The following is a 14,526-nucleotide window of genomic DNA, read 5'->3' on the forward strand; positions in this document are numbered from 1 at the left end:
GTGAGGCCGTGGCCGAGGGACCAAGGTCCCGGCCATTCAGGACCTTTGTCCCGGCATTCCGGATATACACCCCTGTGACGATGGGATTCGAAGATCATCCGACGCGCCGTCACCTCCGCCACGGCCGGAAGGGCCTCATGACCGAGCCATCCCCACGGGGCCTGCCCGTCCGCGTGCGCCGGCACACGGACGGCATAGCGATGGACGACCTCTTCCGGTCGTCCTCCGCCCCAGCCACCACCACCGTCACCTCCACCTCGAACGCCGCCACCGCCGGGCATCCGCTCGTCGGTGCCGGCGCCCCGCCGCGCCGGCATCCCCCCGCCGACGCGGGTCTCGTCGAACGCCCGGGCCCCGCCGCCCCGGGGTGGCTCGCCGTCCTCACGGGGACGGCCGCCCTGGGCACCGCCGCCGTCCTGCTCTGGCGGGCCCGGCCGCCGCGCGGCGCGCACCTGCTCCCCTGGGAGTGGGTCGCGCCGGCCGGCCTCGGCGCGATCGCCGTGGTCTGTCTCGGCGGACTCACGCGCGGGCGCACCGGCTCCGCCTGGGTGCTGTCGCTGTTCGGCCGGTACCGGGGCAGCGTGCGCCGCACCGGACTGGTCTGGATCAGCCCCTTCGTGCTGCGCCGCCGGGTCGACGTACGGCTGCGGCACTGGCGGAGCGAGCCCATCGCGGCCGTGGACGCGGAGGGTTCGGCGCTGCGGGTGGTGGTGCTGGTGGTCTGGTCGGTGCGCGACACGGCGCGGGCGCTGTACGCCGTGGACGACCATCTGGGCTATCTGCGGGAGCAGGTGGAGGCGGCCACCGCGCGCGTGCTGTCGCAGCTGCCCGCCGACGCCTTCCAGGGCGGGGCGCCGACGCTGCGGAACGCGGAGGCGGTCGGCGACGCGCTGACCCGGCTGCTCGCGGCCGAGTGCCGGCCGGTCGGCGTGGCCGTCTTCTCGGCCCAGCCCACCCGGATCGAGTACGCGCCCGAGGTGGCCGCCGCGATGCACCGCCGGCGGCTGGCGGTGCTGGACGCCCGGCACCGGGAGTCGGTGCTCACCGGTGTCATCGACGCCGTGGACGACACCGTCACCCGGCTGACCTCGCGCGGCCTGGTCGAGCTCGACGACTTCGAACGGCAGGCCCTGGTCAAGGACCTGACCGTCGCGTTCTGCACCCGGCGGGGCGGCCTCCCCCGCCCGGACGAGGAGTGATCGTGGACAGGATCCCTGCCGTGGACCTCCTGGAGGCGCCCGGCTTCACCGACGAGACCCCGGGGGACTGCGCCTGCGCCGGCTGTGCGGCGGGGGCGCTCGCGGCCCGCCTCCGGGCCGCGCGGGCGGCGCACTCCGCGACGTCCCTGCACGGGGTGCGCCGCGCCGTGGCGACGGCCGCCGGTCTCGTCGCGCTGACGGCCGCGGGCACCGGCACGGCCGCCGCCGAACCGGCCCCGGCGCACGCCGGCTGGGACGGCTCGCGCTACTGGTTCCGCAACGCGGCCGGCGAGTGGAGGTGGACCGCCCACCGGTCCGTCCACCTCCAGCGCACCGGTGGCCAGGGAGCCGCCGCGGGCCCGTCGGCGCCCGCCCGGGAGCCGGTCTTCCGGGGACGGCCGGGCTGGGACGCGCGGGACCGGGTCTACTGGTTCCGGTCGGGCGGGCACTGGTACTGGACCTCGCACCGCTGGAAGTACGAGCAGCGCACCGGCCGTGCGGAGGGGCCCGCGGCGGAGCGTCCGCCGCGGCCCTCGCCGGGCGGCGGGACGGCGGCGCGCGGCTGGACCACGCCGGTGGAGTCGTACGTCTTCACCGGGTCCTACGGGCAGCGCGGCTCCTGGTCGCGGGGCTACCACACGGGCCAGGACTTCGCGGTGCCGAGCGGGACGCCGGTGCGGGCGGTGGGGCCGGGGCGGGTGGTACGGGCCGGGTACGCGGGCGCGTACGGGTACGAGGTGGTGGTCCGTCACCCGGACGGCCGCTACACGCAGTACGCCCATCTCTCCCGTGTCGACGTGTCCGCCGGGCAGAGCGTGTCGGGCGGGCAGCGGATCGCCCGCTCGGGGGCGACGGGCCGGGTGACCGGTCCGCATCTGCACTTCGAGGTGCGGACCGGCCCGTCCTTCGGGGCGGACATGGACCCGCTGGCGTATCTGCGCGGGCACGGCGTCCGGATCTGAGGCCGGTCCGGGCGGGGTCAGCCGGTGACGCGTTCGATCCAGGCGGTGAGGTCGGCCACGACCTCGTCGCGGTTGGTCTCGTTCAGGACCTCGTGGCGGGCGCCCTCGTAGCGGTGGTAGGCGACGTCGGTGAGGCCGGCCTCGCGGTAGCGGGCGACCAGCAGGTCGCTGAGGGCGAGGCCGCCGTTGAGCGGGTCGCGGTCGCCGACGAAGAGCGCGACGGGCAGGGCGGCGGGGATGCCGGCGGGCGCGGCGAGCCGCGCGGCGGCGTCCGCCATGTGGGCGAGCCCCTGGAGGTCGAGGCCGAAGCCGCAGAGCGGGTCGGCGAGGTACGCGTCGACCTGCGCCTCGTCGCGGCTGAGCCAGTCGGCCTCGGTGCGGGCGGGGGCGAAGGGGGCGTTGAAGGCGTCGGAGGGGCCGTCGGCCGGCCGGGGGGCCTCGGCCAGGGCGGTGAGGAGGGCGTCGACGGCGGTGGTGCCGGAGAGGGCGACGCCGGCGACGAGTTCCGCGTGGTCGAGGAGGTACTGCTGGGCGGCGAACGAGCCCATGCTGTGGCCGAGCAGGACGACCGGGACGCCGGGGTGCCGGTCGCGGGCGGTGCGGGTGAGCGTGGCGAGGTCGTCGACGAGGAGGTTCCAGCCGTCGGCGCCGAGGTGTCCGGGGCCGGCGTGCATGGACCGGCCGTGGCCGCGGTGGTCGGCCGCGTAGACCGCGTACCCGCGGGCCGTGAGGTGCCCGGCGAGCGGCGCGTAGCGCAGGCCGTGTTCGCCCATGCCGTGGGCGATCTGCACGACGCCGCGGACGGGGCCTTCGGGGAGCCAGTCGTGGACGTGGACGCGGACGCCGTCCTGGGAGGTGAAGGTGAACATGGCGCGTTCCGGCTCCTCTGCCCGCTCGCTGATCGGTCACGCCACCGTACGTCTCGTTCGGCATTGCCGAACAAGGGCGCGGTGGCGTGATCCGCGTCTCAGGCCCCCGGGGCGGGGCTCACGTCTCCACGGCCGCCGCCGCGGTGGCCGCTCCGGCCGCCTTCGGGTTCTCCGTGACGGTGACGCGGCCCTTGCGGAGGGTCGCGAGGCGCGGGGCCCGGCGGGCGAGCGTGCTGTCGTGGGTGACCATGACGAAGGTCAGGCCGTGTTCCCGCCAGAGCCCTTCGAGCAGGTCGGCGATCTCGTCGCGGGTGGACTCGTCGAGATTGCCGGTGGGTTCGTCGGCGAGCAGCACCTGGGGCCGCTTGACCAGCGCGCGGGCGATGGCGACCCGCTGCTGCTGGCCGCCGGAGAGCTCGGAGGGCAGATGGCCCAGGCGCTCGCCGAGGCCGACGGACTCCAGCGCCTCGGCCGCCCGGCGGCGGCGCTCGCCGGCCTTGACGCCGAGCGGGACGAGGGCGGTCTCCACGTTCTCCTGGGCGGTGAGCGTGGGGATGAGGTTGAAGCTCTGGAAGACGAAGCCGATGTACTGGCTGCGGACGGCCGTGAGCCGGCTCTCGGAGAGCCCGGCGAGGTCGGTGCCGTCGAGGAACACGCTGCCGGCGGTGGGGCGGTCGAGGCCGCCGAGCATCTGGAGCAGCGTGGACTTGCCGCCGCCGGTGGGGCCCTGGATGACAAGGCGGTCGCCCTGCGCGATCTTCAGGTCGATCCCGGCGAGGGCGTCGACTCTCGCCTGGCCGCGCCGGTACTGCTTGGTGACGCCGATGAGTTCGTACATGGATGGGACTCCTGGGGCGCGGGAGGGGCTCCTGCGGTACGGGGGTGTGGGGCGCGGCTACTCGACGCGGCGCAGCGCGTCGGCGGGGCGCAGCCGGGAGGCGCGCCAGGCGCCGAAGGCTCCGGCGACGAGTCCGCCGACGAGGGCGAGGAGGACGGCGAGGCCGACGGTGGTGAGGCTGACGGGGGCGGTGAGCGCGATGTCGACGCTGCGGCCGGCGGCGGTGCGCGTCGCGCCGGGTCCGCCCGCGCCCCCGCCTCCGAAGGCCATGCCGCCGCCGCGGCCGGCGAACCCGCCGGTGGCGGAGCCGAGTTCGGCGGTGAGGGTGGGGCTGACGGCGGTGACGGCGTAGGCGCCGGCGAGGCCGGCGGCGATGCCGAGGGCGCCGCCGATGACGCCGTTGACGAGGGCTTCGCCGACGACCTGGCGGGTGACGCGGCCGCTCTTCCAGCCGAGCGCCTTGAGGGTGCCGAACTCGCGGACGCGGCGGCTGACGGCGGAGGAGGTGAGGAGTCCGGCGACGAGGACGGCGGCGAGGAGGACCGCGTACGAGAGCCACCGGCCGACGCTGGAGGCGAGGCCGGCCGCGGTGTCGAGGGAGCCGGAGACGGTCTGGGCGAGGTCGGCGGAGGTGGTGACGGTGGTGCCGGTGACGTTCTTCTGGATGGCGGCCTTGACGGCGTCGATCCGGGTCGAGTCGGTGGCCTTGACGTAGACGGTGGTGACCTTGCCGGCCGAGCCGGAGAGGGTCTGCGCCCGCTTCAGCGGGAGGTAGACCTGGGCGGCGGACTGGCCGCTGTCGGCGGTGGCGATGCCGATGATCTCGAACGTCACGCCCTTGACGGTGAGTTCGCCGCCGACGGCGAGGTCCTTCTGCTGGGCGTAGGCACTGTCGACCACGACGACCGCCGCGTCGGTCTCGGTGGCCTTGAAGGTGCGGCCCTGGGTGACGGTGGACGTGGTGAGGGGTCCGAGGTCGGGGCTGGTGACGTCGGTGCCGTAGAGGGTGAAGGAGTCGACGTCGAAGGCGGCGCCACCGCCGGTGACGGTGTCGCCGGGGCCGCCGCCGGTCCCGCCCTGGCCGAAGCCCTGCCCCTGCGCCTGGCCTTCGCCGCGCTGGATCTCGCCGCGCCGGAACTCGCCGTCGATCTTCAGGTTGACGAGGCTGAGGCCGCCGACCGCGCGGGCGACGCCGGACTGCTTCGCGACGGTCGCGACGGTGGAGTCTGCGAGGGTCTGGAAGCCCTGGACCATGAGCCGGTCGCTGCTCTGCTCCTCGCCGTCGCCCCGGCCCTGGAACTCGAAGCGGGGCCGGGACGGCTGGGCGCCCTCGGCGGGCCGCTCCTGGGCCTTGGTCACCGTGAGGTCCGTGCCGAGTCCGTAGAGGGATTCGAGGACCTTGCCCTGGGCCTGCTTCATGCCGGCGGAGACCGAGGTCACGACGATGACCAGCGCGATGCCGAGCGCCAGGCCGGAGGCGACGACGAGCGCCGCCTTTCTGCGGCGGCGCAGTTCGCGCCGGAGGTAGGTGAAGAACATGGGCGCGAACGTAGGGCTGCCGCGTGAGGCCGGGATAAGGCCCGCGTGAGAGCCGGATGAGAGCGCTGGACAAGCCCCGGCCTGCGCCCTACCCTCCGGTACACCTATTCAATTCGTTGAATACCTCGTGAGCCGTGGAGGTCCCGTGCACCCCTTCCGTACCGCCGTCGAGAACCGCGACCAGGCCGCCGTCGAGGCGCTGCTCGCCGAGGACGTCGTCTTCACCAGCCCCGTGGCCTTCAAGCCGTACCCCGGCAAGGCGATGACCGCGGCCATCCTCCGCGGGGTCCTGCGCGTCTTCGAGGACTTCACCTACGTCCGCGAGATCGCCGACCCGGGCGGCCGCGACCACGCCCTGGTCTTCACCGCCACCGTCGACGGCAGGCAGATCCAGGGCTGCGACTTCCTCCACTTCGACGAGGAGGGGCTGATCGACGACTTCACCGTCATGGTCCGCCCGCTCTCCGCCGCCCAGGCCCTCGCCGCCGCCATGGGCGCCCAGTTCGACCGGATCGCCCAGGAGGCGGCCGGGGCCTGACCGGACGGCCCGGCGGGGTCTCAGCCCAGCGTCTTCAGGACCTCGGCCGCGAGGGGCGCGGACGAGGCCGGGTTCTGACCGGTGATCAGGTTGCGGTCCACGACGACGTGCGGGGCCCACGGCTCACCGGCCCGGACGTCGACGCCCGCCTCGCGGAGCCGGGTCTCCAGGAGCCACTTCGCCTTGCCGGCGAACCCGGCCTGGGTCTCCTCGGCGTCGGTGAACGCGGCGACGCGATAGCCGGCGAAGGCGTTGGTGCCGTCCTCGCGCACGGCGGCGAGGAGGGCGGCCGGGCCGTGGCAGACGACGGCCAGCGGCTTGCCGGAGGCGAGGGCCTCGGCCAGCAGGCGCCCGGAGCCGGCGTGCACGGCGAGGTCCTCCATGGGGCCGTGACCGCCGGGGTAGAAGACGGCGTCGTACTCGGCGAGGTCGACGTCCTCCAGCCGGACCGGGGTGCGCAGCTGCGCGAAGGAGTCGAGGGTGGCGGCCACGCGCGCGGCCCCCTCAGGGCCTCCGTTGGCCTCGGGGGCGAGGCTGCCCCGGTCGACGGTGGGGACGACGCCGCCGGGGGTGGCGACGACGACCTCGTGGCCGGCGGCGGTGAACGCCTCGTAAGGGGCGGCGGCCTCCTCGGCCCAGAAGCCGGTGGGGTGCTCGGTGCCGTCGGCGAGGGTCCAGTGGTCGGCGCCGGTCAGCACGAAAAGGATCTTCGACATGGTTCTGCGGGGCCTCTCGGTCACGGGGTGGGGACGGCCGTCCCCAGCACCCTGGAAGAGGATGCTCCGGACGGCGACGGGTTCGACCGTAGGGGTCGCGACCCATGGGAATCCAATAGGCTCGGACATGTGGACGATAGGAATTCCGATGGATCACCGGGAATACCGGCGGGTCCGGGCGCCGGGCTCCCGGACCTGAACCTGCTGCGGACCTTCCTGGCCGTGTACCGGGCCGGCGCCTTCACGGCGGGCGCCCGCGTGCTGAGCCTGTCGCAGCCGACGGTGACCGCGCAGATCCGGGCCCTGGAGGGCCGGCTCGGGCGGGAGCTGTTCGAGCGGCTGCCGCGCGGGGTGGCGCCGACGCCGTTCGCCGACGACCTGGCGGCGCGGATCATGGGACCGCTGGACGCGCTGGGCGCCGCCGCCGGCGCGGCGCCCGGCGAGGACGGCCCGGCGGAGCCGGTCCATCTGGCGGGCCCGGCCGAGTACCTGTCGCACACCGTGCTGCCGACGCTGGCACCGCTGGTGGAGCGGGGGGTGCGGCTGCGGATCGCGTTCGGGCTCACCGACGCCCTGCTCGACGAGCTGCGCGCCGGGCGGCACGACCTGGTGGTGTCGACGGTACGGCCCCGGGGCCGCAGCCTCGCCTGGCTGCCGCTCTCCGACGAGGAGTTCGTCCTGGTGGGTGCGCCCGTGTGGGCCGGGCGGATCGGCGGCCGGGTCGCGTCGGAGGGGCCGGCCGCGCTGCACGGCGTGCCGCTCGTCGCGTACGCCGAGGAGCTGCCGATCCTGCGCCGCTACTGGCGCCATGTCTTCGGCCGGCGCCTGACCGGCGTGCCCGCGGTGACCGTACCGGACCTGCGGGCGGTGCGGGCGGCGGTGGCGGGCGGCGCCGGGGTGAGCGTGCTGCCCCGCTACCTGTGCGCGGCGGAGCTGGCCTCGGGCGCCCTCGTACCGCTGCACCTGCCCGAGGACCCGCCGATCAACACGGGCTTCCTGGTGCAGCGGCCCGGTCCGCCGGCCCACCCGCACGTGGCGCTGGTCCGGGACCATCTGGTCCGGCACGGGCGGGGGGCCGGGGAGCGGGCTCCGGGTCAGTAGGCGACGGTGATCCGGCGGGCCGGTCCGTCGACGCGGACGGTGCCGCCGTACGGGATCACCACCTGCGGATCGGTGTGCCCGAGGTCCACGTCGAAGACGGCCATGGTGTCGGGGGCGTAGGCGTCGAGGGCGCGGAGCACGGCGGCGCGCTGGGCCTCGCGGTAGGCGGCCCGGGCGGCCGCGTCGTTCGGGGCGTCGAAGGACCAGGCGCGGGCCCGGCCCATGAGGAGGGCGGGGAAGCGGGCGAGCAGGCCCCGCTCCCCCATGGCCCGGAGGATCCGGAACACCTCGTCGGCGGAGGGCAGCAGCTCGGAGGTCTCCAGGAACAGCACCCCGCCCTCGTACGCCTCGGGTTCGGCGATCTCCCGGCCGGCCATGAGGAGTTGGGCGACGATCTCCAGGCAGCCGCCCCAGGAGCGGCCCTCGGCCACCCGCTCGGCCCGGTGCCAGTGCCAGGGCCCGGCGGGCTCCATGACGGGTGCGGAGTCGAAGGTGCGGGGGTCCTCCCAGGGCCGCTCGACGTCGTTGGTGTCGGTCGGGGCCGTGAGTTCGTAGGGGCCGGAGCCGAAGAGCGCGGCCCGGACGGAGGCGTCGGTGACGGGGTGGACAGCGCCCGGCCGCCCGAACTGGGTCATCACGGCGGCCCCGTGGTAGCCGACCACGCCGAGGTTCCACAGCCGCATGAGCAGGTTCGTGTTGTCGCTGAACCCGAAGAACGGCTTCGGGTTCGCGCGGATCAGGTCGTCGTCCAGGTGCGGGAGGACGGTGATCTGGTCGTCGCCGCCGATGCTGGCGACGATCGCCGTGACCGTGGGATCGGCGAAGGCGGCGTGCAGGTCGGCGGCCCGGTCGCGCGCGGACGCGCCGAGCTTGCGCGTGGTCGGGTACTCGACGGGCACCAGCCCGTACTCCTCGGACAGGCGGCGCAGCCCCAGCTCGAAGGGGAGCGGCAGCACCTCGGGCAGGCCCGCGGCGGGCGACAGCACGGCGACCCGGTCCCCGGGGCGCGGCTTGGAGGGAAGGATGATCTCCGGCATTCCCGCACCCTAGTCGGGGCGCCGCCGCGGCCACCCGCCCTTTTCCGCCCGGCGGGCCGTCAGCGGGTGTGGGCGAGCGGGTCGGCGAGGATGTCGTGGAGGACGAGGGCGGCGGCGCCCCGGGCCGCGTCGGTGTCCGGGGAGGCGGCGCGCAGGCGGACGGCGTCGGCGGGCCAGAGGCCGGAGACGACCCGTTCGGCGAGCTCGGCGGTGACGGCCGGGGTCAGCCACGGCATGAGGCGGGGGTAGATCCCGCCGAGGACGACGGCCTCCGGGTCGAGGAGGTTGACCGCTCCGGAGAGCGCGCGGCCGAGCATCCGGCCGGCCTCGGCGAGCGCCGCGAGCGTCCGGGGGTCCGCGCGCTCGGCGCGGGCGGCGAGGTCGTCCAGGTCGGCGGCGCCCGCCGCGCCGAGCAGCGCGGCCTGGCCGGCGTACTGCTCCAGGCAGCCGCGGGAGCCGCAGCGGCAGCGGGGTCCTCCGGCGTCGACGACGAGGTGGCCGATCTCGCCGGCGAAGCCGTGGGCGCCGCGCAGGAGTTCGCCGTGGACGACGACGGCGCCGCCGACGCCGGTCTCGCCGGTGAGGTGGAGGAAGGTGCGCGGCGCGCCGGGGGCGCCGAAGCGGAGTTCGGCGAGGGCCGCCATGTTCGCCTCGTTGTCGGAGGCGACGGGGAGCCGGGGGCCGGTGGGGCGGAGGCCGGCGAGGGCGTCGCCGAAGAGGCGCTCGGCGGGGGTGTCGTGCCAGCCGAGGTTGGGGGCCTGGCGGACGGTGCCGCCGGAGACCAGGCCGGGCAGGGCGAGCGCGGCGCCGGCCGGGCTCAGGCCGAGGGCCTCGGCCTCGGCGAGCGCCTCGGCGGCGACGCGGGCGGCGCGGGCGAGGACGTCGGGGGCGGCGGCGCGGTTGTCGAGGCGCACGGTGCGGCGGATCCGGTCGGTGCCGGTGAGGTCCACGAGGCAGACCGAGACGTAGGCGACGTTGATCTCGACGCCGAGGCCGGCGGGGCCGGTGCCGGCCGGCTTGAGGACGGTGCCGGGGCGGCCCGCCTGGCCGCTGAAGGTCTTGCCGGACTCGACCAGGAACCCGAGGTCGAGGAGTTGTTCCACGAGGGAGGAGACGGCGGGCCGGGTGAGGCCGACGCGGGCGGCGACGGCGGCCCGGGTGGTCTCGCCGGCGTCGTGGACGGTCCTGAGGACGAGGCTCAGGTTGTGCCGGCGCACGCCCGACTTGTCGGCCTTGGGTTCCGTGGGCTGGTTCATGGTGAGCGTGAGCCTAGTCGCCCCTTTCGCTCGAACAGAAATGCTCCGGCGGACCGCCCCTTCGCGCGAAAACAGTTCGGTGACCGAACTCTTTGCCCTACGCTGCCGGTCATGACGCTTCCGCGCGACTACCGCGGCCAGACCTGCTCCCTCGCCCGCGCGATGGAGGTCGTCGGCGAGCGCTGGACGCTGCTGATCGTGCGGGACGCCTTCTACGGGGTGCGCAGGTTCGGCGAGTTCGCCGCGCACCTGTCGGTGCCCCGCGCGGTCCTCACCGACCGGCTGGCCGGACTCACCGCGGCCGGCGTCCTCGACCGCCGCCCCGAACCGGGCGCGGGCCGCCGCGAGGTGTACGTCCTCACGGCGAAGGGCCTCGGTCTGTGGCCGGCCGTCCGGGCGCTCACCGCATGGGGCGAGGAGCACGCGCCGCCGCCCGGCGGCGGGCCCCGGCGGCTCTTCCTGCACCACACCGACGGGGCTCCGGTCGGCCCCGGCGGACACTGCTCCGGCTGCGGGGCCCCGGTCCCGCCCGGCGACCTCCTGGTCGCCCCCGGTCCCGGGCTCGCCCCGCCCGGCGACGACGCCGACCCGATCACGGCCGCCCTGGCCGTCCCGCACCGGCTGCTCACCCCGCTGCCGCCCGCCACCGCGCCGGTCCGGCGCCCCCCGAAGGGAACCCCATGAAGATCCTGGTCGTCGGCGCCGGTGCCACCGGTGGCTACTTCGGCACGATGCTGGCCCGCTCCGGGCGGGACGTCACCTTCCTGGTCCGGCCCGGGCGCGCGGCGGCGCTGCGCGCGCACGGGCTGCGGGTGGTGGGCCGGGACGAGGAGTGGGTGGTCGACGCGCCCCGGCTCGTCACGGCCGGCGAGGGACCGGCGGGCGGCCCGTACGACCTGGTCCTGCTCGGTGTGAAGGCGACCGCCCTCGACGCGGCCCTGACGGACCTGGCCCCGTTCGCGGGACCGGGGACGGCGGTGCTGCCGCTGCTCAACGGCCTGGCCCACCTCGACGCGATGGAGGCCCGGTTCGGCGCCGGGGCCGTCCTCGGCGGGGTCGCGAAGGTCGTCACGACGCTCGACGGCACCGGCGCGATCCGGCGCCTCGCCCCGCTGGCGCACCTCGCCCTCGGCGAGCGGGACGGCACGGTCTCGCCGCGCGTCAAGGAGATCCGTACGGTCCTGGAGGACGCCGGGATCGACGCGCCCGTGCCCGCGTCGATCGTCACCGCGATGTGGCACAAGTGGGTCTTCATCACCACCTTCGGGGCGGTGACGAGCCTGATGCGGGGCACCGTCGGCGAGGTGTACGACGCCCCCGGCGGTCCCGCCCTGGGCCCCGCGGTGCTCGACGAGGCGGCGGCGGTCGCCGCGGCGGCCGGACACCCGGTGCCCGCGGAGGAGCGGGCGGCGACGCTCGCCGTGGTCTCGGCCTCCGGTTCCCGGATGGTCCCCTCGCTCTACCGGGACCTGGCGGCGGGCCGCGCGACCGAGGTGGAGCACCTCTTCGGCGACCTGACCGCGCGGGCCCGCGCCCTCGGCGTGCCGACCCCGCTGCTCGACCTGGCCACCCTCCACCTGCGGGTCCACCAGCGGCGGATCGACGCCGCCGGACGCGGTCAGTAGGCTCGGCGGCGCCGGGACGGGAGCAGAGGAGCGACAGAGTGTTCGTCAAGGTGTGCGGGCTCGCCACGACCGCCGACATCGACGTGGCCGCCGAGGCGGGCGCGGACGCGATCGGCCTGGTGATCAGCGGGACCAGTGTCCGGGGGCTCGGCCGGGACCGGGTGCCGGCGCTCGTCGCGCACGTGCCGGACGGCCCGGTGTCGGTCCTCGTCGTCAACGACACCCCGGCCGCCGAGGCCGCCCGGATCGCCGCGGACCTCGGCTTCGACGCGCTCCAGCTGCACGGACGCGCGTACGGCCGGGCGGAGTTCGAGGCCGCCGCCGCGGTCTTCCCGCACCTGTGGCGGGCGACCGCGCTCGCCGACGGGCCGGACACCCGGGTCGGCGCGCTCGGCGAGGAGATCCTGCTGCTCGACTCGCCGAAGGCGGGCTCGGGCGCGCGCTGGGACCTCTCGCTCCTGGAGGCGGCCCGCCCGGAGGGCCGCTGGCTCCTCGCGGGCGGCCTCGCCCCCGGGAACGTGGCCGAGGCGATCGCCGCCGCCCGCCCCTGGGGCGTCGACGTCTCCAGCGGCGTCGAGTCGGCGCCCGGGGTGAAGGACCACGCCCTGGTCCGCGCCTTCGTCGCCGCGGCGAAGACCGCGCCCGCCGCTCAACCTTCGGACGTCTCCGCACGTCAGTAGGGGTGAAGCACGACGTACGGCGGAGAACGAGGGGGCCCGTGATGGTGGAGGAACTGGCGGAGGCCGTGGTGCGGGCGGCCGGCGCGGCGGCACGGGGCGTGGCCTCCCTGCTCACGGTCCCGGAGACCTACTCGGCCGCGGCCGAGTTCGTGACCGCGGAGGCCGACCGCCCCCGCAGGCGTCCGGACGACAAGCGCGAGGAGCGCGACGGGAGCGCGAAGGACGCGGAGGCCCCGGCGGACGAGAAGGACGAGAAGGACGAGAAGGGCCGCGAGACGGCCTAGACCGCGCCGCCGGTCGCGCCGCCGGGCGCGGCGAAGACCCGGGCCAGGTGCGCGGTCAGGCGGGCCGGGTCCGGGTCGGGCAGCCGGGCGCCGAGGTGGCCGTCGGGGCGGACGACGAAGGCGACGGGCCGGTCTCCCCCGGTCGCGTAGCGGGCGGCGAACTCACCCGCCGCGTCCTGGTACACGGGGAGCGGTCCGGTGCCGCGTCCCGCGCCCGGCGGGCGCACCGCGCAGACGTCGACACGGCCTCCGGTGGCGCGCCAGGCCGTCGAGGCCAGGTCGTCGCGGCCGGCGACGCCGCCGGAGCCGTACCCCGTCCCGTACAGCAGGAGGACGGTGGGGCGGTCACGGAGGACGTCGTAGAGGCGGACGGGGTAGGCGGCGATGGGGCCGAGGAGGCCGCCGCAGTCGGGGGCGCGGTCCCCCGGCCCGGGTCCCGGGCCGTCGCCGGGCGGGTCCACGACCGGGCTGCCCCGGTAGCCGACGAGCAGCTGCGCCTCCCGGAGCATCAGGGTCGCCGGGTCCTCCGGGTCGGCCTGCACGCCCCCGCCGGTGGCGTGCCGCACGGTGCGGCCGACGACCTCCTCGCCGACCGGGCGGCGCTCGGCGTCGTAACTGGCCAGCAGGGTCGGGGAGGCGGCGCCGTCGACGGCGAGGGCGAGTTTCCAGGCGAGGTTGTAGGCGTCCTGGATGCCGGTGTTCATGCCCTGGGCGCCGGTCGGCGGATGGATGTGGGCCGCGTCCCCGGCGACGAAGACCCGGCCGGCGCCGTACCGGTCCACGATGCGGTGGCTGATCCGGAACACCGAGGCCCAGCGGAGCGCCGAGGCCGTGGTGCGCTGCGGGGAGAGCCGGTCGAGGACGGCCTGGATGTCGGCGAGCCCGGGCGCGGGGCCGCCGTCGAGGCCGTGCGCGACGCGGGTGCCGGAGGCGCCGGAGCCCGTGTCCCGGGCGGAGAGCCCGGGCGGCACCCGCATCGACATCCGGTAGCGGCGGCGGCCGGGCAGCGGGATGCAGACGAGGACGTCGTCGACGGCACCGGTGCCGTCCAGGCGCATCGAGCGCACCCCGTACCCCTCGGGGAGGTCCCAGTCGACCTCCACGTCGCCGAGCATGTACTCCTCCGGGAACGCGCCGCCCTCGAAGGCGAGCCCGAGGCCCTTGCGGACGGTGCTGTGCGCGCCGTCGCAGCCGATCAGGTAGCCGGCCCGCAGCTCCTCCCGGGCGCCGGTGGCGTCGGTGAGGCGGGCGGTGACCCCGTCCGGGTCCTGTGCGAAGGCGTCGAGCGCGGTGGCGCGTTCGACGCGGGTGCCGTGGCGGGCCAGGGCCTCTTCGAGCAGCCGTTCGGTCTCGTACTGCGGCAGGGCGGCGAAGCCGTACGGCACCTCCGGCGGAAGCACCAGGTCGTACCGGCCCTGCTCGGCGCCGTCCACGTACACGTACTGGCCCCGCATCGGCACGGCCGCCTCCAGGGCAGCCCGGACCACGCCCATCCGGTCCCACACCTCCAGGGTGCGGGGCTGGACGCCGACCGCCTTCGCGTACGGCAGGCGGGCGGGCAACCGGTCGACGATCCGGCACGAGACGCCCTGGCGGCGCAGCTCCAGGGCGGCGGTCAGCCCCACCGGCCCCGCCCCCACGACGAGCACGTCGGTCCCGCGGGCGTCGCGTGCCGCTGATCCGCTGGTGCGTGCCACGGCGCCTCCCGGGCGTGCGGCCCCCGAACGGGTCGTCTCCGTCACCATGGTCGCCCGGGGGCGGGGAGGCCCGCCAGTCGGCCGCCGGGGGCGTGCCGCCCGGCTTCGGGCCAGGAGGGGTGCCCGGGAGGGGCGCCCAGGAGGGACGCCCGGGAGGGACGCCCGGGAGGGACGCCCGGGAGGGG

The 14,526-nt window shown here is 76.2% G+C and carries 14 protein-coding genes and 1 pseudogene; 8 read left to right on the top strand and 7 right to left on the bottom strand.

The window, feature by feature from the left end; genetic code table 11:
- Window positions 1-137: 137 nt before the first annotated feature.
- Both ACFVU3_RS05055 and ACFVU3_RS05060 read left to right on the top strand, forming a co-directional pair.
- Entirely contained in the window at window positions 138-1,199 is a 1,062-nt protein-coding gene (locus ACFVU3_RS05055) for an SPFH domain-containing protein (protein ID WP_390063770.1), read from the top strand.
- 602 nt (window positions 1,200-1,801) lie between these two features.
- Window positions 1,802-2,161: pseudogene (locus tag ACFVU3_RS05060) on the top strand (M23 family metallopeptidase); the annotation flags it as partial.
- Between the two features lie 17 nt (window positions 2,162-2,178).
- On the opposite strand, the gene ACFVU3_RS05065 reads toward ACFVU3_RS05060, so the two are convergent.
- The 3 genes from ACFVU3_RS05065 to ACFVU3_RS05075 all read right to left on the bottom strand — a co-directional run bounded on the left by ACFVU3_RS05065 (window position 2,179) and on the right by ACFVU3_RS05075 (window position 5,407).
- Complete coding sequence (locus ACFVU3_RS05065; RefSeq protein WP_390063772.1) at window positions 2,179-3,030, bottom strand: alpha/beta fold hydrolase; 852 nt, start codon at window positions 3,028-3,030, stop codon at window positions 2,179-2,181.
- Window positions 3,031-3,148: 118 nt separating this feature from the next.
- Entirely contained in the window at window positions 3,149-3,868 is a 720-nt protein-coding gene (locus ACFVU3_RS05070; protein WP_390063773.1) for an ABC transporter ATP-binding protein, read from the bottom strand.
- 57 nt (window positions 3,869-3,925) lie between these two features.
- Complete coding sequence (locus ACFVU3_RS05075; protein ID WP_390063775.1) at window positions 3,926-5,407, bottom strand: ABC transporter permease; 1,482 nt, start codon at window positions 5,405-5,407, stop codon at window positions 3,926-3,928.
- Between the two features lie 145 nt (window positions 5,408-5,552).
- Between ACFVU3_RS05075 and ACFVU3_RS05080 the strand changes: the two genes are divergently transcribed.
- A complete protein-coding gene (locus tag ACFVU3_RS05080) occupies window positions 5,553-5,945 on the top strand; it encodes a nuclear transport factor 2 family protein (protein WP_390063776.1) in 393 nt (130 codons plus the stop codon).
- A 20-nt stretch (window positions 5,946-5,965) separates the two neighbouring features.
- On the opposite strand, the gene ACFVU3_RS05085 is transcribed toward ACFVU3_RS05080, so the two are convergent.
- On the bottom strand, window positions 5,966-6,661 hold the full coding sequence (locus ACFVU3_RS05085; protein WP_390063778.1) for a type 1 glutamine amidotransferase domain-containing protein: 696 nt from the start codon (window positions 6,659-6,661) through the stop codon (window positions 5,966-5,968).
- Between the two features lie 129 nt (window positions 6,662-6,790).
- Here ACFVU3_RS05085 and ACFVU3_RS05090 point away from each other — a divergent pair, with 129 nt between their 5' ends.
- Window positions 6,791-7,762 carry a LysR family transcriptional regulator gene (locus ACFVU3_RS05090; RefSeq protein WP_390063779.1) on the top strand — a complete coding sequence of 324 codons (972 nt, stop codon included), beginning with the start codon at window positions 6,791-6,793 and terminating at the stop codon, window positions 7,760-7,762.
- On the opposite strand, the gene ACFVU3_RS05095 is transcribed toward ACFVU3_RS05090, so the two are convergent.
- Window positions 7,756-8,799, bottom strand: a complete 1,044-nt coding sequence (locus ACFVU3_RS05095) for a S66 peptidase family protein (protein ID WP_390063781.1) — start codon at window positions 8,797-8,799, stop codon at window positions 7,756-7,758. The two genes, ACFVU3_RS05090 and ACFVU3_RS05095, sit on opposite strands and share 7 nt — an antisense overlap.
- Before the next feature lie 59 nt (window positions 8,800-8,858).
- A complete protein-coding gene (locus ACFVU3_RS05100) occupies window positions 8,859-10,055 on the bottom strand; it encodes an ROK family protein (RefSeq protein WP_390063783.1) in 1,197 nt (398 codons plus the stop codon).
- Window positions 10,056-10,166: 111 nt separating this feature from the next.
- On the opposite strand from ACFVU3_RS05100, the gene ACFVU3_RS05105 reads away from it, so the two are divergent.
- The 4 genes from ACFVU3_RS05105 to ACFVU3_RS05120 are packed head-to-tail and all read left to right on the top strand — an operon-like array spanning window position 10,167 to window position 12,644.
- Complete coding sequence (locus tag ACFVU3_RS05105) at window positions 10,167-10,739, top strand: winged helix-turn-helix transcriptional regulator (protein WP_390063784.1); 573 nt, start codon at window positions 10,167-10,169, stop codon at window positions 10,737-10,739.
- A complete protein-coding gene (locus ACFVU3_RS05110; RefSeq protein WP_390063785.1) occupies window positions 10,736-11,680 on the top strand; it encodes a ketopantoate reductase family protein in 945 nt (314 codons plus the stop codon). The genes ACFVU3_RS05105 and ACFVU3_RS05110 overlap by 4 nt, the downstream gene beginning before the upstream one ends.
- A gap of 38 nt (window positions 11,681-11,718) precedes the next feature.
- A complete protein-coding gene (locus tag ACFVU3_RS05115; protein WP_390063786.1) occupies window positions 11,719-12,360 on the top strand; it encodes a phosphoribosylanthranilate isomerase in 642 nt (213 codons plus the stop codon).
- A 41-nt stretch (window positions 12,361-12,401) separates the two neighbouring features.
- Window positions 12,402-12,644 carry a hypothetical protein gene (locus tag ACFVU3_RS05120; RefSeq protein ID WP_390063788.1) on the top strand — a complete coding sequence of 81 codons (243 nt, stop codon included), beginning with the start codon at window positions 12,402-12,404 and terminating at the stop codon, window positions 12,642-12,644.
- On the opposite strand, the gene ACFVU3_RS05125 is transcribed toward ACFVU3_RS05120, so the two are convergent.
- Window positions 12,641-14,389 (bottom strand): FAD-dependent monooxygenase, encoded by a 1,749-nt coding sequence (locus tag ACFVU3_RS05125; protein ID WP_390063789.1) that lies wholly within the window; start codon window positions 14,387-14,389, stop codon window positions 12,641-12,643. The two genes, ACFVU3_RS05120 and ACFVU3_RS05125, sit on opposite strands and share 4 nt — an antisense overlap.
- Window positions 14,390-14,526 lie beyond the last annotated feature (137 nt).

The sequence above is a fragment of the Streptomyces sp. NPDC058052 genome (assembly GCF_042885515.1).
Taxonomy (GTDB): Bacteria; Actinomycetota; Actinomycetes; order Streptomycetales; family Streptomycetaceae; genus Streptomyces.